Here is a 22,503-nt window from a genome sequence, read left to right on the forward strand (position 1 = left end):
CGGCTAGAGCGCCGGCACCGTGACGCGTGCGATCAGCTGGTCGCGCCCTGCTGGGCGTTGGGACGCCAGGTGATCACGCGGTTCTCGACGATATCGAGCAAGGCATCGATGATCAGCACGAAGGCCGCCAGGATGATGATGCCGGCGAACACGCCGACCGCGTTGAAGTTGCCTTCGGCCTGCGCGATCAGATAGCCCAGGCCCGCCGAGGCGCCCAGATACTCGCCGATGATCGCGCCGACCACCGCAAAGCCCACCGAGGTGCGCAGCGAGGACAGGATCCAGCTGGCCGCCGCCGGGAAGTACACATGCCGCAACAGATCGCCGCGCCCGGCGCCGAGGATGCGTGCATTGGCCAGCACGGTGGGATTGACCTCGCGCACGCCCTGCATCGCGTTGAAGAAGGTGGTGAAGAACACCAGCGTCACCGCCAGCGCCACCTTCGACCACAGTCCCAGGCCCAGCCACAGCACGAAGATCGGCGCCAGCACCACGCGCGGGATCGCGTTGAAGCCCTTGATGAACGGGTCCAGGATCCGCGCCGACCGCCGGCTCAGCCCCAGCCACACACCACCGGCCACGCCCAGCGCGGTGCCGATCAGATAGCCCAGCGCGGTCTCGGTCAGGGTGATGTAGACGTGCTGGTAGAACGAGGTGTCCGACAGCCAGGTCCACATCTGCCGCGCGATGCCCGACGGCGCCGGGAAGAAGAACGGATCGATCAGCCCACTGGCCACGCCGGCTTCCCAGCCGCCGAACAGCACGACGATCAGGACGATCTGGATCAGTTTGTCAGTCTTGGCGTGCATAGCTCTTCTCCACTTCGCCGCGCAGGCAGGCCCAGATGTCGCGGTACAGGTCGGTGAATCGTTGATCCAGCTTGATCTCGGCCACGTTGCGCGGGCGCTCCAGGTCGACATCGAAGCTGCGCACCACGCGGCTGGCCGGCCCCGCCGAGAGCACCACCACGCGGTCGCCCAGCGCGATGGCCTCTTCCAGGTCGTGGGTGATCAGCACGACCGAGCGGCGGTCTTCCTGCCACAGCCGCAGCAGCTCGTTCTGCATCAGGTGGCGGGTATGGATGTCGAGCGCGGAGAACGGCTCGTCCATCAGGATCACCTTGGGCTCGACGATCAGCGCCTGCGCCATCTGCACGCGCTTGCGCTGGCCACCGGAGAGCTGGTGCGGATACCGATGCTCGAAGCCGGACAGGCCCACCTTGGCCAGCCAGGCGCGCGCGCGCTCCTCGCGCTCCTTGGCCGCCATGCCGCGGAAGCGCAGGCCGAGCTCGACGTTCTGCAGCGCGGTCTTCCACGGCAGCAGCGCGTCCTGCTGGAACAGGTAGCCCACCGACTTCTGCACGCCCTTGACCGGCACGCCATCGATCGTGATGCCGCCGCTGGCCGGCGTCAGCAGGCCGGCCACCGCGTTGAGCACGGTGCTCTTGCCGCAGCCGGTCGGCCCGACGATGGCGACGAACTCGCCGTTGCCCACCTGCAGGTCGACCTCGCGCACCGCGGTGAAGTCGCCGAAGGACATGGTCACCTTGTCGATGGCGACCATGGTCTCGGCGGGATGGAACTGGGGTGCGCCATTGAGGCTGCGCACACTGGCGTTGAGCGCCATCAGGGAATCCTCCGGTTATTGCCTGGCCGCGGCGGTGGCCGATGCGCCACCTCCGGCGGCCAGGGCACGATCGACGAACGCGTTGGTATAGGTCTTGGACAGGTCCACCTTGGCCTGGGCCACGCCGTCGTTGAACTCGCTCAGCACGGCCAGCGGCGTGGTCAGGTCCTCGGGCACGAAGCGCCCGTCGCGGGTGAAGATGGCGCGCGCGTTCTCCACCGCCTTGGCGTAGGTGGCGCGGTCGCCGGAGACGTAGCTGTCCGGCAGCGCGGCCACGATCTGCTCGCCGCTGTGATCGGCGATGAAGGCCAGCGCGCGCTGCTCGGCCCGCACGATCTTCTCCACCGCCTGCGGCCGCTGCTGCAGGAACGCCGACTGCGCGTACAGCACCGAGGTCGGGTACAGCCCGCCGTAGACCTGGCGCGCGCCGGCGTCGCTGCGCGCATCGATCAGGATCTTGCCGACCTTGCGTTCGGCGATCAGCGTGGCGGCCGGATCGTAGTTGACCAGCAGGTCGACCTTGCCCTGCTCCAGCGCGGCCACCGCGGCGGCGCCGGAGCCCACGCCGATCAGCGACACGGCCGTCTCGGGAATCTTGTTGCGCGCCAGGTAGTGGCGGACGAAGAAGTCCGACGAGGAACCCGGCGCGGTGATGCCGACCTTCATGCCCTGGATCGTCTGCGGCCTGGCCGGATCGAAGGTGCCGTCGTTGCGCCCGGCCAGCACCAGGCCCGAATTGCGCGAGAGCAGGATGAAGGCGGTGACGTCCTTGCGCTTGGCCTGCATCTGGATGGTGTGGTCGTAGAAGCCCACCGCCACATCGGTCGAACCGGCGACCAGCGCCTGCAGCACCTTCGAGCCGCCCTGGGCGAAGTTCTCGGTCTTGACCTGGAGGCCTTCGTCCTTGAAGTAGCCCTGGGCATCGGCCACGAAGAACGGCAGGTTGTTGAGATTGTAGGAGCCGACGCTGATGCGCACCGGCGCATCGTCGGCGCCCGGCGCGGCGCCGGAGGCGTGGCTGGCGTCCTTGCCGCAGGCGGACAGGACGAGGGCGGCGGCGACCAGGGTGGCCGCCATGAGTGGCTTGTACATCGATCCCTCCCAGGATGTATGCGATGCGAAACGGGGACCGGGTCGGACCCGGCGAATCAGGTCATGCCGCTGAGGTCCATTCGGCAGCGACGGAAGTGCGTGGCGAGGGGGCGAACACCCGGCCTTCGAACAGACGCCGCGCGGTCCGCACGACGCTGGCGACGACCGCTTCGCTGCCCGCGGCGCGGCTGAGCCCGACGGCCAGGCTGCCACTGGGATGCTCAAGGGTAATCGTGGTCGGCAGCGGCAGATATCCCACCATGGTGTGGGCCAGCGTGCCCTCGGTGACCACCGCCGTGGCCAGCCCCACCGCACCGGTGATGGCCAGCGCGGTGTGGCACTGATGCGGCATGAAGTAGCGGACCTGCAGGTGGCCGCCGTGCTGCGGCGCAGCAAGCAGCACCGGCTTGGGAATCACACGGTCGGCGGCGTCGGCGATGCCCATGCGTCGCCCTGCCTCGACGCGGATGGACTCGATCCGCGCCAGCAGCGCGGCATCGGCGTTGAGGCGGGCCGGCGTCTCGTCGCCGCGCAGGCCCAGCGCCTCGGCGCGGATCAGCACCAGCGGCATGGCGCAGTCGACCAGGCTCACCTCGACCTCGTCGATCCATTCGCTGGCGCGCCCGCTCGGCAGCAGCTTGCCGGTGCGCGCGCCGGCGGCATCCAGGAAGGCCAGCGAGATCGGCGCGGCGGTGCCGGGCGCGCCGGCGATGCGGGTATCGCCCAGGTAGGCCACCTGGCCGTTGGGCGTCTCCACCGTGGCCACGATCACCTTGCCGGTGTTGACGTTGTGGATGCGCACCTGGGTGCGCGGATGCCGTGCCGGCACCAGGCCGCGCTCGATCGCATACGGCCCCACCGCCGCCAGCATGTTGCCGCAGTTGGGCGCGGTATCGACCACGCGCTGGTCCACGCGCACCTGGGCGAACAGGTAATCGACATCGGCGTCGGCGCGGCTGGCGCGATCGATGATCGCGACCTTGCTGGTCAGCGCGTTGCCGCCGCCGATGCCGTCGATCTGCAGCGGATGGCCCGAACCCATCACCTCCAGCAGCAGGCGGTCGCGCTCGGCCGCGTCGGCAGGCAGGTCCGAGGCAAGGAAGAACGGCCCCTTGGAGGTGCCGCCGCGCATCAGAACACAGGGAACGCTGAGCAGGTCGTTGGACATGGGCGTGGTAGATTCATACCAGTTCCGGATTAATGATCCGGTGTGATGCGATCCTGGCATGGCCACGATTGATCTGTGAATTGCTATTTTTCGGTGGATTGATCCGATATGAGCATGAATTGCGAAATCCTGGACCTGCGCGCCTTCCTGCTGGTGGCCGAGTCGCGCAGCTTCCACCGCGCGGCCGAGACCCTGCACGTCTCACAGCCCGCGCTGAGCCGGCGCATCCAGAAACTCGAGCAGGCGATCGGCTCGCCGCTGCTCGAGCGCACCACGCGCAGCGTCTCCACCACGGCCGTGGGCGAGAACCTGCTGCCGCTGGTGCGGCGCATGCTGGAGGAGTTCGACGGCTCGCTGTTCGCCCAGCGCGGCGATCACGTCGGCCGCCAGATCACCATCGCCTGCCTGCCCACCGCGGCGTTCTACTTCCTGCCCAGCGTGATGGCGCGCTTCCATGCCGAGCATCCCAACGTGCGCTTCCGCATCCTGGACGTGCCGGCCACCGAGGGATTGCAGGCGGTGGAGCGCGGCGAGGTCGAGTTCGGCATCAACTTCATGGGCGCCTCCGATCCCAACCTGAGCTTCGAGGTGCTGGTGGAGGATCCCTTCGTGCTCGCCTGCCGGCGCGATCACCCGCTGGCCAAGAAGCGCAAGATCGCCTGGAGCGACCTGGAGAAGCACCAGCTGATCACCGTGCACCGCACCAGCGGCAACCGCACCCTGCTCGACGGCGCGCTCGCACGCGAGAACCTGAAGCTGCGCTGGTTCTACGAGGTCACCCACCTGTCGACCTCGCTGGGCATGGTCGAGGCCGGCATCGGCGTGTCGGTGCTGCCGCGCATGGCCACGCCGCAGGGCGACCATCCCACCCTGGTCACGCGCCCGATCGACAGCCCGGTGGTCTCGCGCACCATCGGCATCGTGCGCCGGAACAACGCGGCGCTCTCGCCGATGGCCGAGCGCTTCTTGCAGATGCTGCAGAAGCAGTGGAAGCCCGGCGCGCGCACGACCGAGCGCACGCGCGGCTAGCGCGGCACGCACGACGCAGTTAAAGAGATGCCTCGCCGACGTGCGAGGCGCGAACCGATCGATGCAGTGAGCGGGTGCGAAAAGCCCGTTTCGCCGCCCAGCCTCGACCGGGCCGGGCGCCGCGCCTCGGTTCGCCAGCCCCAACTGGTGGACGCTTGGCTGGGACAGCGCGTCACGCCTCCGTGGGAGCAACTCCTTCTTCCGATGACGTCGCGCCCCCCCTTGTAGAGCGGAGCTTGCTCCGCTGCTCTCCGTTCAGTCCGTGGGGAAAGCCCCAGCGGAGCGAGCTCCGCTCTACAGGGAGGAACCAACAGAAAAGGCCTCTCGCGAGGCCTTTTCCGTGATCCAGAGCGCGCGGCGGTCAGAACCGCATCGTCAGGCCCAGGGTCAGGCTGCGGCCGTAGCGGTAGTAGCTGTTGAGCAGCAGCGGGTTGCCGTTGATGCTGGTGGTCTGCTCCTCGTCGAGCAGGTTGTTGCCTTCCAGCGAGACGGTGAACATGTCGTTGATGTTGTAGGTGATGTGCGCGGTCATCCAGGTGATCGGATCGGCCTTCTCGTTGTAGCCGGCGCCCAGCACGTTGACCGCGCTGACGAAGCCGTCGGTGTGGTCGGCGGTCACGCCCAGGTCCCACGGGCCCTTCTCGTACATCAGGCTGACCGAATAGACCGACGGCGCGATGCCCTCCAGCGGACGCTTCTCGCCATCGACCCAGCTCTCGGACCAGTTGCGCGTGTACTGCGCGCGGAAGCCCAGGCCGTTGTCCCAGAAGTGCTGCAGGCCCGCCTCGATGCCGTGCACCTTGGCGTAATCGCCGTTGATCGGGCGCATGACGTTGAACAGCGTCGGGCCCGGCGAGACCACGTTGCCGTTGGCATCGGTGATGCCGCCCACGCCGATGTCCTGGCCGGTCTCCCAGCTGGTGGTGATCTGGTTGTCGATGCGCTTGTAGAACACCGCCAGGTTGGCGATGGAGTGCTCGGAGAAGTACCACTCCAGCGAGGCATCGCCCTGCTTGGCGCTGTAGGGCTTCAGGTCGACGTTGCCGCCGTAGACCTGGGTGAACTCGCCCCAGGACACGCTCTGGGTGGTGCTGGTCGGCGCCAGCTGCTCCACCGAGGGCCGCGCCATGGTCTTGGCCGCGCCCAGGCGCAGCTGCAGGTCGTCGCTGAAGTGCCAGATGAAGTTGGCCGCCGGCAGCACGTAGGTGTAGCTGCCCTTCTGGCTGATGCCGGTGGGATCGGCGTAGGTCGCGGTGTAGTTGAACGCCCCGTTCTCGGTGATGCTGGTGATCTTGGCGTCCCAGGCCTGCGAGGTGGTGTTGGTCGAGACCACGCGCACGCCCACGTTGCCGTCCCAGCGATCGCCGGACAGGTCGGCCTGCACATAGAACGAGGCGGTCTTCTCGCTGACGCGGTAGCTCTCCAGCGGATTCCACGCCGGCGCGGCGTTGCTGTAGTCGTAGGCGCTGCCGTCGGCGCGCGTGCCCTTGTACGCGGCCAGCGCGGCCTCGTAGGCCGGCACGTCGAAGGCGATGAAGCTGCGCGGGAAGCGCGACTTCACCCCGCTCATGAAGTTGGGCAGCGAGTACACCGAGAGCAGATTGCCGCCCAGCGCGCCGACGTTGATCGCGTTGTCGCCGGAATAGTAGTCGGCGCCGCCGGTGAGCGTGTTGGTGATCAGGTCGCGCGACTTGCGACGATCGGTCAGGCTCACGCCGAACTTCAAATGGTCCACATGCCCGGCGCCGACGAACAGGTCGCCGCCGACCGTGCCGCCGGTGATGCGGTCCTCGATGTTGTCGCCGGCCAGTTCGTTGTAGTGGGTGATGAAGTCGTTGGGGCCGAACTCGCCCTTGGCCAGCCCGCTGGCCCAGTCGCGACCGTCGGTCAGCGAGGTGGTGACGTTGGGGATGCCGGAGGGATTGAGCGAGATGGTGGTGGTGTTGGGCTGGTTGAGGCGCAGCACCACATAGCTGTCCTGGCCGCCGGAATGACGACGCGAGGTGGAGCGGTAGACATCGCCGGTCACGGTAAAGTCGTCGGTGACCTTCCACTGCGCGTTGGCGCCGTAGAGCGCGGTATCGACCACGCGGTACTCGGTCTTGTTGAGCAGTTCGGGGTTGAGGCGCAGCTCGGGATCGGGGTTGTCCAGAGTCAGGCCGGTGACGATGCCGTTCTGCACGGTCACGTTCGACCAGCGGCCCGGCGAGAACAGCGGGTAATAGGACTGCTGGTAGCCGACCTGCGGCGAGTCGAGCTTGGTCTTCAGCCCGTCGACGGTCAGCCTGAAGCTGTCGCTGGGCCGCCATTCGAACTTGCCGGAAAAGGCGGTGCGCTTCTTGTTCTCCAGGATCGAGCCGACGCGGAACTGGCCCGGCGCGATCAGGCCGTATTCGTCCGGGTCCAGCTCGCCGTTGTTGTTGAGATCGATGTTGCCGCCCCCAGGCGTTGCCGCCCCAGGAGGGATCGTTCGGATCGGGGTTGCGGGTCCAGCCGCCGTCGTTGCCGGCGGTGTCGGTGCGGTCCTTGCGGCGCGCCGAGACCACGCCCAGGATCACGCCCATGGTGTCGTCGGCGAAGGTGTTGCTGTAGACGCCGGAGAACTTGTGCCCGTTGAGGTCGGACATCTGGTTGCGGTCGCCCTCGATGCGCACCGCGCCGTGCTGGCCCGGCTGGTCGAACGGGCTGGCCGAGCGCAGATTGACCAAGCCGCCGATCGCGCCCTCGGTGTTGGCGGCCTCGGCGCCCTTGATCACGTCGGCGCCGCTGATCACGTCGGCCGGCAGCACGTCGTAGGCGAAGTCGCGGCCTTCGCCGTCGGTGGCCAGGATGCGGCCGTTGAACGTGGTCAGGGTGTACTCCGGCCCAGGCCGCGCACGCTGACCTTCTGGCCCTCGCCGCCGGCGGTGCGGCTGATCGACACGCCGGTGATGTGGCTGAGCGAATCGGCGACGTTGTTGTCCGGGAACTTGCCCAGCTCAAGCGCGGTGATCGAGTCCTGCACCGTGGACGCGTCGCGCTTGAGATCGTTGGAGCGGGTCAGCGCGGCGCGCACGCCCTTGACCTGGACGGTCTGCAGATCGGTGGCGTCCTGCGCATCGGCCGGCGCGGCCTCCTGCTGGACCTGCGGTCCAGGCGCCGGGGTGGTCTCCTGGGACCAGGCGGTAGCCGGCACCAACAGGGCGAGGGCGATTCCATGACACAGACGGCGGCGCTGCAGAGGGACGGCGTTCACGGCGATCTCCTGGAGAGGAAGGCTGGTGGGGGGCCTGGCTGATGAAGCAACGAAACCGAGCCTAAATGATGTTTCGTTTTGTATCAATAGCGAAATTTAACGAAATGCCCGTATACTCTGGAGCGTTTGCCCCAGGAGTCTCCATGCCGCCCGTCACCCGCGACACCAGCCAGCGCCGCCTGCAGATCAGCGAGCTCGTGCGCCAGCACGGCAGCGTCCAGGTCACCGCGCTGGCGAAGCGGTTCGGCGTGAGCATGCAGACCGTCCGCAAGGACCTGCGCTACCTGGAGGAACGCGGCGTCATGGCGCGCGCCTACGGCGGCGCGATCGACAGCAACGTGGTCGGCCACACCGCCACCGAACCGCCTTACGAAACGAAACGCACCGCCCACCTGGACGAAAAGCGCCGCATCGGCGCGCGCGCCGCCGCGCTGGTGCAGGCCGGCGACACCATCGCCATCGACTCGGGCACCACCGCGATCCAGCTGGCCGAGGCGCTGCCGGACATCGAGATCACCGTGGTCACCAACGACTTCGGCGTGCTGTCCTCGCTGGCGCCCAAGTCCAACATCAACATCGTGATGCTGGGCGGCGAGCTGCGCCGCAAGAACATGGCCTTCTACGGCGGCCTGACCGTCGAGGCGCTGGACGCCCTGCACGTGGACAAGCTGTTCCTGGGCGTCGACGGCCTCGACCTGGAACGCGGCATCACCACCCACTACGAGCCCGAGGCCATGCTCAACCGCAAGATGGTCGAGGCCGCGCGCATGGTGGTGGCGATCACCGACAGCTCCAAGTTCGGCAAGGTCTGCCTGCACCGGATCATCCCGGTGTCCGGGCTCAACGCGCTGATCACCGACACCGGCGCGCCGGACGACATCACCGGCGCCTGCCAGGCCCTCGGCGTCGAAGTCGTGCGCGCCTGACCACGGATCACTGGCTCCTCAAACGCCCACCTGTAGAGCGGAGCTCGCTCCGCTGCTCTGCGTTCGGTGCGTGGGAAAGCCCCCCCCGGCGGGCGGTTCGTGGGAAAGCCCCAGCGGAGCGAGCTCCGCTCTACAGGGGGGCCATGGCGGCGATGAAGGTCTCCCGGTGAACCCGCCACCCCTAGGCAGCGCCACGTGGTCTTCGGACTACCTGGCGGCCACCTGGCGCTTCAAACCGAACTCACGCAGCGCATTGGCGTAGTAGATCCTGTCGATCACCGCGCGCGGCAGCGCCAGGCCCGGCACGTCGGCCTTGAGCATGTCGATGCGCTGGGATTCGCCCGTCGCCAGGTATTTCCAGTCCGAGATCCACATCGCGTGCGCCTCGGCGCGGAAGGCGGCCGGGTCGGCATCGGGCGCCTGGGTCAGGTCGGTGCCGTACAGCAGCCGGTCCTGGTAGCGGACGAAGAAGTCGCGCACCTTGGCCGGGTCGCGCAGCGACTGGTACTGCACCTGGCTCATGCGCGCCGCCAGATCGACCGTGGCGTTGGGATGGGTGTCGAGGAACTTGGCCAGCACGTCCACGTCGTATTCCAGGCTGGCCATGTGCGCGCCCACGAAGCGCAGCCGCGGATGCGCGGCGACGAAGCGGTCGCGCGCGGCCATCAGCGCCTCGTGCGAGGGCATCTCCGGATGCAGATACATGTAGTAGTCCGGATGGTGCGCGAAGTACTCGCGGTCGTTGTCGGTGGTCATCTGGTCCAGCGGCAGCCAGCAGTTATAAGGCTCGGCCTGGTGCGCGATCAGCGGCACGCCGAGCGACTGGACGTGATCGGCCACCGGCGACAGGCCCGGGTCGTCGAGGGTGATCAGCTCGCCCCTGGCGTTGCGCTCGACCATGCCGATGTTCTTCCACACCTTCACCGCGCGCGCACCTTCGGCGACCGCCGCGTCCAGGCTCTGGTTGGTGCGCGCCAGCCAGCCCGGCGTGCCGAAGCCCTTCATCGTGAAGGACGCCGCCCAATGGAAGCGCTGTGGCTCTTCCCGGGCCAGCGCCAGGGCGAGGCGATGCTGCGCCTCGAGCGTGGGGAAGTCCGGGTAGTCGACGTTGATCGACAGCAGTTCGAAGTTGTCCGACCGCGCCAGCTGCAGGAACACCGGATCGGTCCCGTTGGCATGCACATGCGCATCGAACTTGCGCACCCTGGCGTAGTCGTCCATGGCGTAGGTCGCCGGCGGCGTCGCGTCGGCCTCGGCGGGCATGGACACTGCGGGCCGCGTCGAAGGCGAGCAGGCCGCCAACCCCAGCACCGCCACACCGACGAAGAGCCCCTGCTGCTTCCAACGCATCGCACGCCCTTTTCTGGTAACCAAACGAAACTTATAGGAACCATATCGCAACAAAACGCTTGCATCAACGCGCCCTGCGCACGCAGAATGCCCGGCATCGCCACCGGATCAGCCCACATGCCCCCGATTGGACGCCGCACCGCCCTGAAGTTCATTGCTGGCAGCGTGGCCGGCGGCATGACCTGGAGCACCCTGCCCTGGGCGCGCGCCGCGGCTGCCGCACCGGCCACCGGTTCGCAGGCGGGCGATGCGGTGCTGGGCATCGCCTTCGACCAGCGCATGCATACGCGCCTGTCGGCCTGGGGCAAGCCGCTGACCGACTGGCAGCCCAGCGAGGTCCTGCTGCTGGACGGCGATCAGATCGGCGATTTCAGCCTGAGCGGCCAGCAGGCCCACGACCTGGACGATCCGCGCCATGGCCGCGGCCGGCAGGTGGTGTTCACCGGCCGCGCCGCGCAGGGCGTGGAGAAGCAGGTCGCCGTGAGCTGGTTCGAGGCCCTGCCCGGCCTGGCCCTGCTGCAGGTGCGCTACCGCAACCTGGGCGATACGCCGCTGAGCGTGATCGGCTGGCGCAGCAGCGCCCACGCGCTGCGCGAGGCGCCGGGCGGCTTCTGGAGCTTCTCCGGGTCCACCCATACCGATCGCCGCGACTGGGTGCAGCCGCTGGGCGAGGACTTCGACCAGCGCAACAGCCTGGCGATGGATTCCTCCGATTACGGCGGCGGCACGCCGGTGGCCAACCTGTGGCGCCGCGATGTCGGCCTGGCGGTCGGCCATGTCGAACCGGTGCCGCGGCCTCTGGCCATGCCGGTCAAGCGCACCGCGACCGGCGCGTCGATCGCCATCGAGGGCCAGCAGCCGATCACCCTGGCGCCCGGCGCCGAGCTGGTCACCGAACGCACCTTCCTGGCCGTGCATCGCGGCGACTTCTACGCACCGCTGCGGCAGTACCGCCAGTTCATGGCGGCCGAGGGCATCGAAGGCCCGCGTCCGCCGGACTCGGCCTTCGCGCCGATCTGGTGCGCCTGGGGCTACGAGCGCGACTTCACCGTCAAGCAGATCGTCGACACGCTGCCCAAGGCGCAGGCGCTGGGTTTCGAATGGGCGGTGCTGGACGATGGCTGGCAGACCAACGAGGGCGACTGGAAGATCGACCTGAAGAAGTTCCCGCGCGGCGATGCGGACATGCGCGCCTTTACCGCGCAGGTGCGCCAGCACGGCATGCGTCCGCGCCTGTGGCTGGCGCCGCTGGCCGCCGATCCGGGCAGCGACGTGCTGCACGACCACGTCGACATGCTGCTGCTGGACAAGACCGGCGCCTTCCAGACCGTGACCTGGTGGAATGCGCTGACCCAGTGCCCGGCCTATCAACCGGTGATCGACTTCTACGTGGCGCTGGTGAAGAAGATCATCGGCGACTGGGGTTTCGAGGGCATCAAGCTGGACGGCCAGCACCTCAATGCGGTGGCGCCCTGCTACAACCCGGCCCACCGCCACGCCCGGCCCGAGGACTCGGTCGAAGGCCTGGCCAGGTTCTGGCAGGCGATCTACCACGCCGCGCACGAGGCCAATCCCGAGGCGGTGGTCGAACTGTGCCCGTGTGGGACCGCGTTCGCCTTCCACAACCTGCCGGCCACCGACCAGTACCCGGCCTCCGATCCGCTGTCCTCCTGGCAGGTGCGCAGCAAGGGCAAGTCGATCAAGGCGCTGATGGGCCATCGCAGCAGCTATGCCGGCGACCATGTGGAGCTGTCGGACCAGCGCGACGACTTCGCCTCGACCGTCGGCATCGGCGCGGTGATCTCCACCAAGTTCACCTGGCCCAGGGACACCGAGCATCCGGCCGAGCCGCTGCCGCCGGGCGGCTTCGTGCTGACGCCCGAGCGCGAGGCGCTATGGCGCAAGTGGGTCGACCTGTACAAGGCGCACATGCTGCCCAAGGGCGAGTACCTGGGCACGCTCTACGACATCGGCTTCGACCGGCCCGAGACCCACGTCATCGCCAAGGACGGGGCGCAGTACTACACCTTCTACGCGCCGCGCTTCGACGGGCAGGTGGAACTGCGCGGGCTTTCCGCCGGCCGCTGGAAGGTGCGCGACCTGTTCAACGCACGCGACCTGGGCGTGGTCCAGGGGCCGACGGCGACGCTGCCGGCGTCGTTCGAGCGCTTTCTGTTCCTGCAGGCCACGCCGGAGACCGCCGCATGAGCGCCACGCTCACCGCGAGCGCGCCGCGTCGGCGCCCCTGGCTGGCCTATGCGCTGGTCACCGTCGTGCTGTGGGGCGTATGGGGCGCGCTGTCGCCGCTGTCGGCCGCGCACGGGTTCTCCGACACGCTGGTCTATGTGGTGTGGGCGCTGACCATGCTGCCGCCGGCGCTCTACATCCTGTGGCGCGGCGGCTGGCAGCTGGAGCGCTCGCCCAGGGCCGTGGTCTACGGCCTGACCATCGGCCTGCTCGGCGCGGGCGGGCAGATGCTGCTGTTCCATACGCTGATCATCGGGCCGGCGTACTTCGTGTTCCCGATCATCTCGCTCTCGCCGGTGGTGACCATCGCGCTGTCCTTCGTGCTGCTGCGCGAGCGCACCGGCTGGCAGGGCACGCTGGGCATCGTGCTGGCGCTGGTCGCGCTGCCGATGCTGGACCTGTCCTTCGGCCGCGGCGCGGGCGGGGGCCTGGGCTGGTTCGTGCAGTCGCTGCTGATCATGCTGGCCTGGGGCGTGCAGGCGTTCTTCATGAAGCTGGCCAACGACAGCGTGCGCGCCGACAGCATCTTCGCCTACATGACCCTCGGCGCGCTGCTGCTGGCCCCGGTCGCGCTGTGGATGACCGACTTCGACCAGCCGATCAACACCGGCCTGACCGGTCCTTGGCTGGCCGCCGGCATCCAGGTGCTCAACGCCATCGGCGCGCTGACCCTGGTGTTCGCCTTCCGCTACGGCAAGGCGATGGTGGTCGCGCCCTTGAGCAATGCCGGCGCGCCCCTGGTCACCGCGGCGCTGGCACTGCTGTTCGCCGGCGTGGTGCCCGGCCCGCTCAAGGCCGCCGGCCTGGTGCTGGCCCTGATCGCCTCGCTGCTGCTGGTGCTCGAACCCGAGCGCCCGGCCGACGCTCCTCTTTCCTGATCCGGATCATTCCCCCGTGCAAGTTCTGCTCGACCTCATCGCACGCCACACCTCGGGCCACGCCGTCGGCGTGACCTCGATCTGCTCGGCGCATCCTCTCGTCATCGAAGCCGCGCTGCATCACGCCCAGCGCACCGGACAGGACCTGGTGCTGTTCGAGGCGACCTGCAACCAGGTCAACCAGGACGGTGGCTATACCGGCATGACGCCGGCCGACTTCGTCGCCTTCGTGCACGGCATCGCCCGGCGCGTGGGCTTCGATGCCTCGCGCATCGCGCTGGGCGGCGATCACCTGGGGCCGAACCCGTGGACAACGCTGGAGGCCTCGGCCGCGATGGACAAGGCCGAGACAATGGTCGCCGCCTACGTCGCGGCGGGTTTCCGCAAGATCCACCTGGACTGCTCGATGGCCTGCGCGGGCGATGCCGAGCCGCTGCCGGAGGCGCAGATCGTGCAGCGCGCCGTGCGGCTGGCGCGCGCGGCCGAGGCCGCCTGGCAGCAGGCCGGCGGCGAGGCGCCGGTCTACGTGATCGGTACCGAGGTCCCGGTCCCCGGCGGCGCCACCGAGGCCATCGAGGGCCTTGCTGTCACCACGCCGGAAGCGGCGCTGGCCACCATCGAGGCCCACCGCGTCGCCTTCGTCGAGGCCGGCCTGGAGGCCGCCTGGCAGCGCGTGGTCGCCTCGGTCGTGCAGCCGGGCGTGGAGTTCGACCACCACAGCGTCATCGACTACGCGCCCGACAAGGCCGTGGCCCTGAGCCGGTCGATCACCACCGTGCCGGACATGGTCTTCGAGGCGCACTCCACCGACTACCAGACCCGCGATGCGCTGGCCGCGCTGGTGCGCGATCACTTCGCCATCCTCAAGGTGGGCCCGGGCCTGACCTTCGCCCTGCGCGAGGCGCTGTGGGCGCTGGATGCGATCGAGCGCGAGTGGATCGAGCCGACCCGGCAGGCGCGCCTGCGCGAGGTCGTGCTGCAGCGCCTGCACGCCGAACCCGGCCACTGGCGCCGCTACTACCACGGCCAGGGCCACGCGCTGGACATCGACCTGCAGTACAGCCTGTCCGACCGCATCCGCTACTACTGGCCGGATGCGCGCATCGAACAGGCGCGCCTGCAGCTGTTCGACAACCTGCGGCGCGACCCGCCGCCGCTCTCGCTGGTCAGCCAGTTCCTTCCCCACGCATTGCACGCCCTCCGCACCGGAACCGCGACGCTCGACCCGCAGTCCCTGGCCATGGCCCACGTCAGTGCCGTTCTCGATGAGTATCACCATGCATGCCATGACCAAGACCGTTCCTGAGCTCCTCGGCGTGCCCGAGGCCGAGCTGGAGGCCAGCCACGCCATCTGGACCGCGCGCGAGATCGCCCAGCAGCCGCGGCTGCTGCGTCGCACCCATGCGCTGATCGCCGACCTGCACGCGCAGCTGCAGGCCTTCGCCGCGCCGATCGCCAACGACCCGGCCGCGCGCGTGATCCTCACCGGTGCGGGCACCTCGGCCTATATCGGCCAGTGCCTGGCGCCGCTGCTGGACCGTGCGCTGGCCGCGCGCGTGGACGCGGTGCCGACCACCGATCTGGTGTGCGCGCCGCAGCTGTATCTGGACCCGGCGCAACCGCTGCTGCTGATCTCCTTCGGCCGCTCGGGCAACAGCCCGGAGAGCATCGCCGCGGTCGAGCTGACCGAATCGCTGGTGCGCGACGTGCGCCATCTGGTGGTGACCTGCAACGCGCAGGGCAAGCTGGCCACCGCGCCGGTCAGGCAGGCGATGACCGTGACGCTGCCGGAAGAGACGCACGACACCAGCTTCGCGATGACCTCCTCCTTCAGCTGCATGATGTACACCGCCCTGGCCGCGCTGCTGCCGGCCGGCGCACTGGATGCGCGCATCGCGCCGATCGCGCAGGCGACCGAGGCGGTGATCCAGGACGCGCTGCCGCTGCTGCAGGCCCTGGCCAATGCCCGCCACGACCGCGTCGTCTACCTGGGCAGCGGGCTGTTCCAGGGCCTGGCGCGCGAGGCCACGCTCAAGCTGGGCGAGCTGACCAATGGCGCGGTGGCGACCTGCTACGACTCGCCGCTGGGCTTCCGCCATGGGCCCAAGACCTTCGTCACCGCCAAGACCCTTGTGGTGGTGTTCGTGTCGAACGATCCCTACACCCGCCGCTACGACCACGACCTGATCGACGAACTGCGCCGCGACGGCGTGGCCGCGCGCGTGATCGAGATCTCAGCCCGGCCGCGCAGCGACGATGCCGACACGCTGGCCGTGCCCGGCCTGGCCCAGGCCGCCGACGTGGACCTGCTGTGGCCCTACGTGGCCGCCGCGCAGATCTACGCCTTCGCGCATGCGCGCGTGCGCGGCGTCACGCCGGACAATCCCAACCCGGCCGGCATCGTCAACCGCGTCGTGCAGGGCGTGCAGCTGTACGCGCTGGAATCCTGAGCCCGATGCCTGGACACGCGCTGTATCTGGGCGTCGATGGCGGCGGCACCAAGACGCGCTTCGCGCTGATCGATGCCGCCGGCACGCTGCTGGCGCAGACCCAGCTGGGCACCGCCTACCACCCGCAGGTCGGGCTGGACGGCGTGCGCCGCATCCTGGAAGAAGGCATCGCCACCGTGCTGGCGCCGCTGCAGCGCGGCCGCGATGACATCGCGCAGGCGTTCTTCGGCCTGCCCGCCTATGGCGAGGACCGCCGCGCCACCGCGGCGCTGGACCTCATCCCCGGCCAGGTGCTTGGCCACCAGCGCTACGCCTGCGACAACGACATGGTGTGCGGCTGGGCCGGCTCGCTGGCCTGCGCCGATGGCATCAACATCATCGCGGGCACCGGCTCGATGGGCTATGGACGGCGCGGCGCGGCCGCGGCGCGCGCCGGCGGCTGGGGCGAGGCGTTCGGCGACGAAGGGTCGGCCCACTGGATCGCCACGCAGGGGCTCAACGCCTTCTCGCGCATGAGCGATGGCCGCCTGCCGCGCGGGCCCCTGCACGCGATCCTGCGCGCGCACTTCGACCTGGACGACGACCTGGACCTGTGCGCGCACGTCTATGGCGAGGGCGTCGGCACGCGCGGCGACATCGCCCGCCTGTCCGTACAGGTAGCGCAGGCCGCCGACGCGGGCGATGCGGTGGCGATCGGGATCTTCCAGCAGGCCGGCGAGGAACTGGCGCGGATCGCGCAGGCGCTGCGCGCGCTGCTCGGCTTCGAACCCGGCGAGCCGGTGCCGCTGTCCTACTCCGGCGGCGCCTTCAGTGCCGGCGCGCTGCTGATGCAGCCGTTCCAGACGGCGCTGGCCCGGTGGAGCGAGGACTTCGTCCTGCGCACGCCGATCCATCCCCCGCACTACGGCGCGGCGCTCTACGCGCTGCAGCTGGCCGGCGCGGCGCCGCGCTGAACGCCCCGCCGCAGTCCGCCGGCCCCGCAGAAGGAATGAAGCGATGAATCGACGGCTGCTGGCCTCCCTGCTCGCGCTGTGCGCCTTGCCCGCCGCGGCCGGCCAGCCCAGCGATGCGCTGCAGCCGAGCGGGCGCTTCAGCGTCTACGGGCACGGCGCGGCGGCCACGCCGCCGATGGGCTTCAACCCCTGGAACGCGTTCCGCACCGAGGTCGATCAGGCGCGCATCCTGTCGGTGGTCGACGCCCTGCAGCAGCGCGGCCTGCAGCAGGCCGGCTATCGCTACGTCAACCTCGACGATGGCTGGTGGCTGCGGCGCGACGCGCAAGGGCGCATCGAGATCCGCACGAGCATGTTCCCCATCGCCAGGCAGGCCGACGGCGGCACCGGCTTCCGCGCCTGGACCGACCTGCTGCACGCGCGCGGCTTCAAGGCCGGGCTGTATACCGATGCCGGCCGCAACGCGTGCTCGCAGGCCTTCGACCGGCACAGCCCCAACCTGCCGGTCGGCAGCGTGGCGCAGCGCGAGATCGGACTGCAGGGCTTCGAGGCCTCGGACCTGAAGACGATGTTCCAGGACTGGGGCTTCGACTATCTGAAGGTCGATGCCTGCGGGCTGGCGGACTTCGGCGCCGACAGCGAGCCGGTGCGGCAGAGCGGCCATCGCCCGCTACGGCCGCTGATCGTGCGCGGCGACGCGCAGCGCACCGATGCCGACGCGGTGGAGACGCGCTACGCCCGCATCGGGCGGCTGCTGGCCGACCTCAATCCGGACGACGATTTCGTGCTGTCGATCTGCTCCTGGGGCGAGGCCGGCGTGCGCGACTGGGGCGGCGCGCACGGCAACCTGTGGCGCACCAGTCCGGATATCGAGCCCACCTGGGCCAGCATGCTGCACAACTTCGATTCGGCGTCGCGTCGCGAGCTCTACGCCGGCCCCGGCCGCTGGAACGACCCGGACATGCTGGCGATCGGGCTGGGCGAGTTCGACGCGCAGCATCTGGCGCAGGCGCGCACGCATTTCTCGCTGTGGGCGATGCTGTCGGCGCCGCTGCTGCTGGGCTTCGATCTGCGCAGCGCGCCGCAGCCGCTGATCGATCTGCTGTCCAATCCCGAGGTGATCGCGATCGACCAGGACCCGGCCGGCAACCAGGCCGTGCTGGTCTCCGATACCGATGGGCTGCAGCTGCTGGTCAAGCCGCTGGCGGCACGCGGCGAACGCGCGGTGCTGCTGTTCAACCGCGGCGATGCGCCGGCCACGGCGCAGGTCACGCCGGCGCAGATGAAGCTGGCCGAAGCCGGCTTCAGCGCGCGCGATCTGTGGCAGCGCAAGGATCTGACGCAGACGCGCGGCAGCCTGCGGTTCGCGCTCGCCCCACGCGAGGTCGTGCTGCTCAAGGTCAGCGGCACGCCGGTGCAGGCCGGCGGCGCCTTGCTCAGCGAGTTGACCGCGCGCGTCCATGTGGCCGCCGATGGCCTGCCGCTCTACAGCACGCGGTTCGACCAGCCGGCCGGCACGCCCCGCGCCGACCTCACCCCCGACGGCGCGACGCTGCGCGTGGCCGGCAGGGCTTATCCATATGGCATCGGCGCCCACGCCGACTCGCGCCTGGAAGTCGCCACGCGCGGAGATTTCGTACGCTTCCGCGCGCGGGTCGGACCGCAGGACGACGCGGCGCCGGTGCGAGACCGTGTCGTGTTCCGCGTCTACGGCGACGGCCGGCTGCTGCACGCCACCGCGCCGCTGGGCGCGCATCAGGCGGCCACGCTCGACCTGCCGATCGACGGCGTACGCACGCTGGAGCTGGTGGCCGAGGCGCAGGACACCTCCGCAGGCGACCTGCCGCCGGTGATCGCCTGGGCCGACGCGCGGCTGCTCGAACGCTAGCGCGCGTCGCTGATCATCCCGAGGTGCTTCCCGCTTGGTCTGTCGCCTGAGAACGCATGGCCTTGAGGCGCCTCAAGGCCGCCAGTTCGCGTTGCGCTCCCAGAACGCCACTGCGCGCCGATACGCCTCGCGGTCCAGCGGCACGCCGGAGCCGCCCTCCTCCACGCCCAGCGCGTTGCGCAGCATGGTGATCGGGGCCATCGGGATCTCCTCCGGCTTGGCGGTGTACAGGCAGCCGACCACGCCCCAGTCCGCGTCGATGGCCTCACCCTCTTTGGCCAGCTGCGCGCGGCTGTAGAGGATCGGCAGCAGGTAGTCGGCGCGCGGGGCCTGCACGCCCTCGAACCAGCGCACCAGCACCGGCAGTTCGGCCGAGGTGCGCGCCTCGTAGGCCGAACGCAGCAGATGCCGGTTGTCGGCGGTGATCGGCACGGTCAGGCATCGGGTCGAGGTCCAGTTGCGGTGCACGTGCAGCTTGCAGAACGGCGCGTAGCCGTCGAGCACGCGCAGCGGCGTGTGGGCGTTGAGATAGGCCTCGAAGCCTTCCGCGGTGCAGTCCTGGATGGTGTTGCCGCGCGGCGTGCGCGGGAACAGCCGCGCACGCGCGAACGGGGTCAGCACGATCGACATCGCCGCTCAGCCCCGCTGCGCCAGCGCGTAGTCGATCGCCGCGCGGATCGCCGCCACCTGCGCGTCGTTGCACTGCTGCGGCGTGGCGCGCGGGCTGTCGGGATAGACCTCGGTGGTGGTGCGGTAGGGCGCGTCGGTGATGCCGGCGCACAGGCCCAGCGCCTTGCAGTCGTATTCGATCACGCCCGGGGCGACCGCCGGCGAGCCGATCAGCGTGCCGTCCGGATCGGCCGGGGCGATGTGGGTCACCTTGGCCACCGCGGCGTTGACCGCCTGCTGGAAGGCCGGCGCCGGCGCGGCGCTGTCGGCGCACAGATAGAAGCCGTCGGGGATCGTGCCCGGCACATAGGGCTTGCCGTCGCGCGCGGCCAGCGCCGGGCGGAACTCGGTCTCGTCGCTGTCGGTGGTCTCGTGCAGGTCGATGTGCATCACGATGCCGGCGCGCAGCGGCGCGATCAGCGCCAGCAGGGCGGCCGATTCGGCGGCCGGGCTGTGCGCGCGGAAGTTGCGATTGGGGTCCAGCGCGTCGGGGTTCCAGCGGTGGATGCGCTCGTAGCCCCACGGGCTCACGCACGGCACCACCAGCAGATTGGCGCGACCAGCATAGGCGGCGGCGTGGTGTTCGAGGAACTGCAACGCGCCCTGCACGCCGCTGGTCTCGTAGCCGTGCACGCCGCCGGTGACCAGCATCGTCGGCAGAGCCGGGTCCCAGGAGCGGCTGCGCACGGCGAACAGGTCGTACTGGTCCGCGTCGTAGTCCAGATGGCCGTACGGCGCGACGTCGAAGCGCGCGCGCAGCGGTTCGATCCGGGCCAGCACCTCGTCGGCATAGCCGCGCTTGCGGGTCTGGGCGGCGCGCCACTGCGCCTTCTCGGCCGCGCCCCAGGGGCGGCCCGGCGTGCCGATGGAAAGGGACGTGGACACGGTCATGCAGCGACACCCTGGCAGCGGAAAGAGGCGCGGGACTTTAGCACCCGCCGGCCGCCCGGCTGGCCGCATCGACCGCTCTCCATGCATCCATCGCGATGAAGCGATAAGATGCCGCACCCGCCGCCCAACGCCCCGCCATGACGCCGATCAGCTTCGAGTTCTACCCGCCCAAGACCGACGAGCAGCGGGCCCAGCTGAATCGCACCGCCGAGCGGCTGGCGCGCTACGCGCCGGAGTACGTCTCGTGCACCTTCGGCGCCGGCGGCTCGACCCTGAGCTACACCGCCGAAACGGTGCGGCACCTCAAGCAGCACCACGGCTTCGACGCCGCCCCGCACCTGTCCTGCGTGGGCGGCAGCCGCGAGGAGATCCGCGAGCTGCTCAAGCTCTACCGCGCGATTGGCTGCAAGCGCATCGTCGCGCTGCGCGGCGACCTGCCCTCGGGCATGGGCCATGCGGGCGACCTGCGCTATGCCTCCGAGTTGATCGCCTTCATCCGCGCCGAGCACGGCGATGCGTTCCAGCTGGAAGTCGGCGCCTATCCGGAAACCCATCCGCAGGCCAGCGACGCGCTGTCGGACCTGAAGCACTTCAAGGCCAAGGTCGACGCCGGCGCCGACGCGGCCATCACCCAGTACTTCTACAACGCCGATGCCTATTTCGGCTTCGTCGAGGCGGTGCGCAGGCTGGGCGTGGAGATCCCGATCATTCCCGGGATCATGCCGATCGCCAACTTCGCCCAGCTGCGGCGCTTCTCCGAACAGTGCGGCGCGGAGATCCCGCGCTGGATCGCCAAGCGCATGGCGGCCTACGGCGACGACGCGGCGGCGGTGAAGGACTTCGGCGCCGACGTGGTCGCCCAGCTGTGCCAGCGCCTGATCGACGGCGGCGCGCCGTCGCTGCACTTCTACACGCTCAATCTGGCCAAGCCCACGCAGACGGTGCTGCAGCGGTTGGGGATTCGCTAGGGACGCGCGGTTGAGCATTTCCTAGGAACGCAGTGCTCCCGCGGAAGCGCGGGCTGGGGTGTTTGGCCTTTGCGCGGAAAGTCGCTGGGTTCCCGCGTTCGCGGGAACGACGAGGGAGGTTTCGCCGCTGCGTGCGGTGCGCGCCGTAAACCTGGCCACTCGCCGGAACCCACGCGCTCGCCGGAAAGCGCCACCGGATGCGCGCGCCAACCCCAAAGCTCGTTATCCCTGCGAATGCGGGAATCCAGGGACGTTCGGACAGGCCGCGCAACGTCCATGGGTTCCCGCGTTCGCGGGAACGACGGCGGGTTTTGCAGCGGCTTCCGGTCTTCTGTTCTTCGGTGCCTTGGCAGTCCTCTGGCCCGCGGCGGTGGTGGCTTCACGGGTGAGGCCCATCGCCGGCATGCCGGCTCTTACCGGATCGCGTCATGGACTTCAGCTTGGCTGGGGTAGGCTGCGCCCCTTCATGCGCATGCCCGTCCCGCTCCTGCTGCTGACCCTGGCCCTCGCGCTGACCGCGCTGGCATGGTCGGCTTCGGCGCGGGCCCAGGCGATCCATCGCTGCACCGACGCCAGCGGCGTGAGCGTGTTCACCGATCGCCGCTGCGAGGACCTGGGCGCGGCCAGCCGTGTGCCGCGCCCGCTGCCGACCATCGCCGGCGAGGCCGGCGACGCGCCGGCGCGCACCCACCTGGGCTGCCCGCGCAAGCTGTCCGACCTGGTCCAGCGCATCGGCGCGGCCATCGCCGCCAAGGACGCCAACGACCTGGCCGCGCTGTACCAGTGGAACGGCGTCTCCGACGCGTCGGCCAATCGCCTGCTCGACCGCATGGAGGGCATCGTGCGGCGGCCCCTGCTGGACATCACCCCGGTGCTGCCGGCGCCCGACCCGGTGGTCGAGGCCGACGGCACCATCACCGATGCCAACACCGATGGCTTCTATCCGCAGGCCACCCCGCCGCAGCGCCGGCGCCCGGTCGGCCTGCGCCTGCAGCAGACGCTGTCCAACGGCACGCCGACCTCGACGGTACTGGGCATCCGCCGCAGCTACGACTGCTTCTGGATCTCGCTCTGACCCATCATGCCCGCGGGTGCGGGCCTCCATGGTCGGAGGTGCCGCGAACGGCTCAGGA

Annotated in this window: 19 protein-coding genes; 10 read left to right on the forward strand and 9 right to left on the reverse strand. The window is 69.6% G+C overall.

Annotation, left to right across the window (positions count from 1 at the left end):
- Window positions 1-32 precede the first annotated feature (32 nt).
- The 4 genes from ACFJIT_RS12095 to ACFJIT_RS12110 all read right to left on the reverse strand — a co-directional run bounded on the left by ACFJIT_RS12095 (window position 33) and on the right by ACFJIT_RS12110 (window position 3,886).
- On the reverse strand, window positions 33-809 hold the full coding sequence (locus ACFJIT_RS12095) for an ABC transporter permease (RefSeq protein WP_130515792.1): 777 nt from the start codon (window positions 807-809) through the stop codon (window positions 33-35).
- Window positions 793-1,626, reverse strand: a complete 834-nt coding sequence (locus ACFJIT_RS12100) for an ABC transporter ATP-binding protein (RefSeq protein WP_130515790.1) — start codon at window positions 1,624-1,626, stop codon at window positions 793-795. Before ACFJIT_RS12100 ends, ACFJIT_RS12095 begins: the two co-directional genes overlap by 17 nt.
- A gap of 15 nt (window positions 1,627-1,641) precedes the next feature.
- Window positions 1,642-2,718 carry an ABC transporter substrate-binding protein gene (locus tag ACFJIT_RS12105; RefSeq protein ID WP_130515788.1) on the reverse strand — a complete coding sequence of 359 codons (1,077 nt, stop codon included), beginning with the start codon at window positions 2,716-2,718 and terminating at the stop codon, window positions 1,642-1,644.
- A gap of 61 nt (window positions 2,719-2,779) precedes the next feature.
- Window positions 2,780-3,886, reverse strand: coding sequence for a 4-oxalomesaconate tautomerase (locus ACFJIT_RS12110; protein ID WP_379653732.1), 1,107 nt, complete (start codon window positions 3,884-3,886; stop codon window positions 2,780-2,782).
- A gap of 108 nt (window positions 3,887-3,994) precedes the next feature.
- On the opposite strand from ACFJIT_RS12110, the gene ACFJIT_RS12115 reads away from it, so the two are divergent.
- Window positions 3,995-4,915 carry a LysR family transcriptional regulator gene (locus ACFJIT_RS12115; protein WP_130523353.1) on the forward strand — a complete coding sequence of 307 codons (921 nt, stop codon included), beginning with the start codon at window positions 3,995-3,997 and terminating at the stop codon, window positions 4,913-4,915.
- 361 nt (window positions 4,916-5,276) lie between these two features.
- On the opposite strand, the gene ACFJIT_RS12120 is transcribed toward ACFJIT_RS12115, so the two are convergent.
- The gene (locus ACFJIT_RS12120; RefSeq protein WP_379655771.1) at window positions 5,277-7,391 is read right to left on the reverse strand and encodes a TonB-dependent receptor; all 2,115 of its coding nucleotides are present in this window, start codon (window positions 7,389-7,391) and stop codon (window positions 5,277-5,279) included.
- Window positions 7,392-7,763: 372 nt separating this feature from the next.
- Complete coding sequence (locus ACFJIT_RS12125; protein ID WP_379653733.1) at window positions 7,764-8,150, reverse strand: TonB-dependent receptor plug domain-containing protein; 387 nt, start codon at window positions 8,148-8,150, stop codon at window positions 7,764-7,766.
- Window positions 8,151-8,293: 143 nt separating this feature from the next.
- Between ACFJIT_RS12125 and agaR the strand changes: the two genes are divergently transcribed.
- Entirely contained in the window at window positions 8,294-9,076 is a 783-nt protein-coding gene (agaR, locus tag ACFJIT_RS12130) for a transcriptional repressor AgaR (protein ID WP_130561167.1), read from the forward strand.
- Window positions 9,077-9,283: 207 nt separating this feature from the next.
- Here the strand turns inward: agaR and ACFJIT_RS12135 are convergent, their stop codons facing one another.
- Window positions 9,284-10,426 carry an amidohydrolase family protein gene (locus tag ACFJIT_RS12135; RefSeq protein WP_379653734.1) on the reverse strand — a complete coding sequence of 381 codons (1,143 nt, stop codon included), beginning with the start codon at window positions 10,424-10,426 and terminating at the stop codon, window positions 9,284-9,286.
- Window positions 10,427-10,543: 117 nt separating this feature from the next.
- Between ACFJIT_RS12135 and ACFJIT_RS12140 the strand changes: the two genes are divergently transcribed.
- The 6 genes from ACFJIT_RS12140 to ACFJIT_RS12165 are packed head-to-tail and all read left to right on the forward strand — an operon-like array spanning window position 10,544 to window position 18,842.
- Window positions 10,544-12,634, forward strand: a complete 2,091-nt coding sequence (locus tag ACFJIT_RS12140; RefSeq protein ID WP_379653735.1) for a glycoside hydrolase family 36 protein — start codon at window positions 10,544-10,546, stop codon at window positions 12,632-12,634.
- Complete coding sequence (locus tag ACFJIT_RS12145) at window positions 12,631-13,551, forward strand: EamA family transporter (protein ID WP_379653736.1); 921 nt, start codon at window positions 12,631-12,633, stop codon at window positions 13,549-13,551. The genes ACFJIT_RS12140 and ACFJIT_RS12145 overlap by 4 nt, the downstream gene beginning before the upstream one ends.
- Window positions 13,552-13,567: 16 nt before the next feature.
- Window positions 13,568-14,857, forward strand: a complete 1,290-nt coding sequence (locus ACFJIT_RS12150; protein ID WP_379653737.1) for a D-tagatose-bisphosphate aldolase, class II, non-catalytic subunit — start codon at window positions 13,568-13,570, stop codon at window positions 14,855-14,857.
- Window positions 14,829-16,001: an SIS domain-containing protein gene (locus ACFJIT_RS12155; protein WP_379653738.1), complete on the forward strand. Its 1,173-nt coding sequence runs from the start codon at window positions 14,829-14,831 to the stop codon at window positions 15,999-16,001. The genes ACFJIT_RS12150 and ACFJIT_RS12155 overlap by 29 nt, the downstream gene beginning before the upstream one ends.
- A gap of 5 nt (window positions 16,002-16,006) precedes the next feature.
- Window positions 16,007-16,954, forward strand: a complete 948-nt coding sequence (locus tag ACFJIT_RS12160; RefSeq protein WP_379653739.1) for an N-acetylglucosamine kinase — start codon at window positions 16,007-16,009, stop codon at window positions 16,952-16,954.
- A gap of 43 nt (window positions 16,955-16,997) precedes the next feature.
- A complete protein-coding gene (locus ACFJIT_RS12165) occupies window positions 16,998-18,842 on the forward strand; it encodes an NPCBM/NEW2 domain-containing protein (protein ID WP_379653740.1) in 1,845 nt (614 codons plus the stop codon).
- A 72-nt stretch (window positions 18,843-18,914) separates the two neighbouring features.
- On the opposite strand, the gene ACFJIT_RS12170 is transcribed toward ACFJIT_RS12165, so the two are convergent.
- Both ACFJIT_RS12170 and ACFJIT_RS12175 read right to left on the reverse strand, forming a co-directional pair.
- Complete coding sequence (locus ACFJIT_RS12170) at window positions 18,915-19,472, reverse strand: DUF3228 family protein (RefSeq protein ID WP_379653741.1); 558 nt, start codon at window positions 19,470-19,472, stop codon at window positions 18,915-18,917.
- 6 nt (window positions 19,473-19,478) lie between these two features.
- Window positions 19,479-20,402, reverse strand: coding sequence for a M14 family metallocarboxypeptidase (locus ACFJIT_RS12175; RefSeq protein WP_379653742.1), 924 nt, complete (start codon window positions 20,400-20,402; stop codon window positions 19,479-19,481).
- 137 nt (window positions 20,403-20,539) lie between these two features.
- Between ACFJIT_RS12175 and metF the strand changes: the two genes are divergently transcribed.
- Together metF and ACFJIT_RS12185 are read left to right on the forward strand one after the other, a co-directional pair.
- Window positions 20,540-21,370: a methylenetetrahydrofolate reductase [NAD(P)H] gene (gene metF / locus ACFJIT_RS12180; RefSeq protein ID WP_130515763.1), complete on the forward strand. Its 831-nt coding sequence runs from the start codon at window positions 20,540-20,542 to the stop codon at window positions 21,368-21,370.
- A gap of 466 nt (window positions 21,371-21,836) precedes the next feature.
- Window positions 21,837-22,445: a DUF4124 domain-containing protein gene (locus ACFJIT_RS12185; protein ID WP_379653743.1), complete on the forward strand. Its 609-nt coding sequence runs from the start codon at window positions 21,837-21,839 to the stop codon at window positions 22,443-22,445.
- The last annotated feature ends 58 nt before the right edge of the window (window positions 22,446-22,503 follow it).

The sequence above is a fragment of the Pseudoxanthomonas sp. UC19_8 genome (assembly GCF_042700505.1).
GTDB classification, from domain to species: Bacteria; Pseudomonadota; Gammaproteobacteria; order Xanthomonadales; family Xanthomonadaceae; genus Pseudoxanthomonas_A; species Pseudoxanthomonas_A winnipegensis.

Excerpts from the sequence above, each read along its gene's own strand:
- ACFJIT_RS12155 (WP_379653738.1), top strand. The coding sequence starts at position 14,829 with ATGCATGCCATGACCAAGACCGTTCCTGAGCTCCTCGGCGTGCCCGAG.
- ACFJIT_RS12110 (WP_379653732.1), bottom strand. The coding sequence starts at position 3,886 with ATGTCCAACGACCTGCTCAGCGTTCCCTGTGTTCTGATGCGCGGCGGC.
- metF (WP_130515763.1), top strand. The coding sequence starts at position 20,540 with ATGACGCCGATCAGCTTCGAGTTCTACCCGCCCAAGACCGACGAGCAG.
- ACFJIT_RS12105 (WP_130515788.1), bottom strand. The coding sequence starts at position 2,718 with ATGTACAAGCCACTCATGGCGGCCACCCTGGTCGCCGCCGCCCTCGTC.
- ACFJIT_RS12170 (WP_379653741.1), bottom strand. The coding sequence starts at position 19,472 with ATGTCGATCGTGCTGACCCCGTTCGCGCGTGCGCGGCTGTTCCCGCGC.
- ACFJIT_RS12115 (WP_130523353.1), top strand. The coding sequence starts at position 3,995 with ATGAGCATGAATTGCGAAATCCTGGACCTGCGCGCCTTCCTGCTGGTG.
- ACFJIT_RS12100 (WP_130515790.1), bottom strand. The coding sequence starts at position 1,626 with ATGGCGCTCAACGCCAGTGTGCGCAGCCTCAATGGCGCACCCCAGTTC.
- ACFJIT_RS12140 (WP_379653735.1), top strand. The coding sequence starts at position 10,544 with ATGCCCCCGATTGGACGCCGCACCGCCCTGAAGTTCATTGCTGGCAGC.
- ACFJIT_RS12095 (WP_130515792.1), bottom strand. The coding sequence starts at position 809 with ATGCACGCCAAGACTGACAAACTGATCCAGATCGTCCTGATCGTCGTG.
- ACFJIT_RS12175 (WP_379653742.1), bottom strand. The coding sequence starts at position 20,402 with ATGACCGTGTCCACGTCCCTTTCCATCGGCACGCCGGGCCGCCCCTGG.
- ACFJIT_RS12165 (WP_379653740.1), top strand. The coding sequence starts at position 16,998 with ATGAATCGACGGCTGCTGGCCTCCCTGCTCGCGCTGTGCGCCTTGCCC.
- ACFJIT_RS12135 (WP_379653734.1), bottom strand. The coding sequence starts at position 10,426 with ATGCGTTGGAAGCAGCAGGGGCTCTTCGTCGGTGTGGCGGTGCTGGGG.
- ACFJIT_RS12145 (WP_379653736.1), top strand. The coding sequence starts at position 12,631 with ATGAGCGCCACGCTCACCGCGAGCGCGCCGCGTCGGCGCCCCTGGCTG.
- ACFJIT_RS12185 (WP_379653743.1), top strand. The coding sequence starts at position 21,837 with ATGCGCATGCCCGTCCCGCTCCTGCTGCTGACCCTGGCCCTCGCGCTG.
- agaR (WP_130561167.1), top strand. The coding sequence starts at position 8,294 with ATGCCGCCCGTCACCCGCGACACCAGCCAGCGCCGCCTGCAGATCAGC.
- ACFJIT_RS12160 (WP_379653739.1), top strand. The coding sequence starts at position 16,007 with ATGCCTGGACACGCGCTGTATCTGGGCGTCGATGGCGGCGGCACCAAG.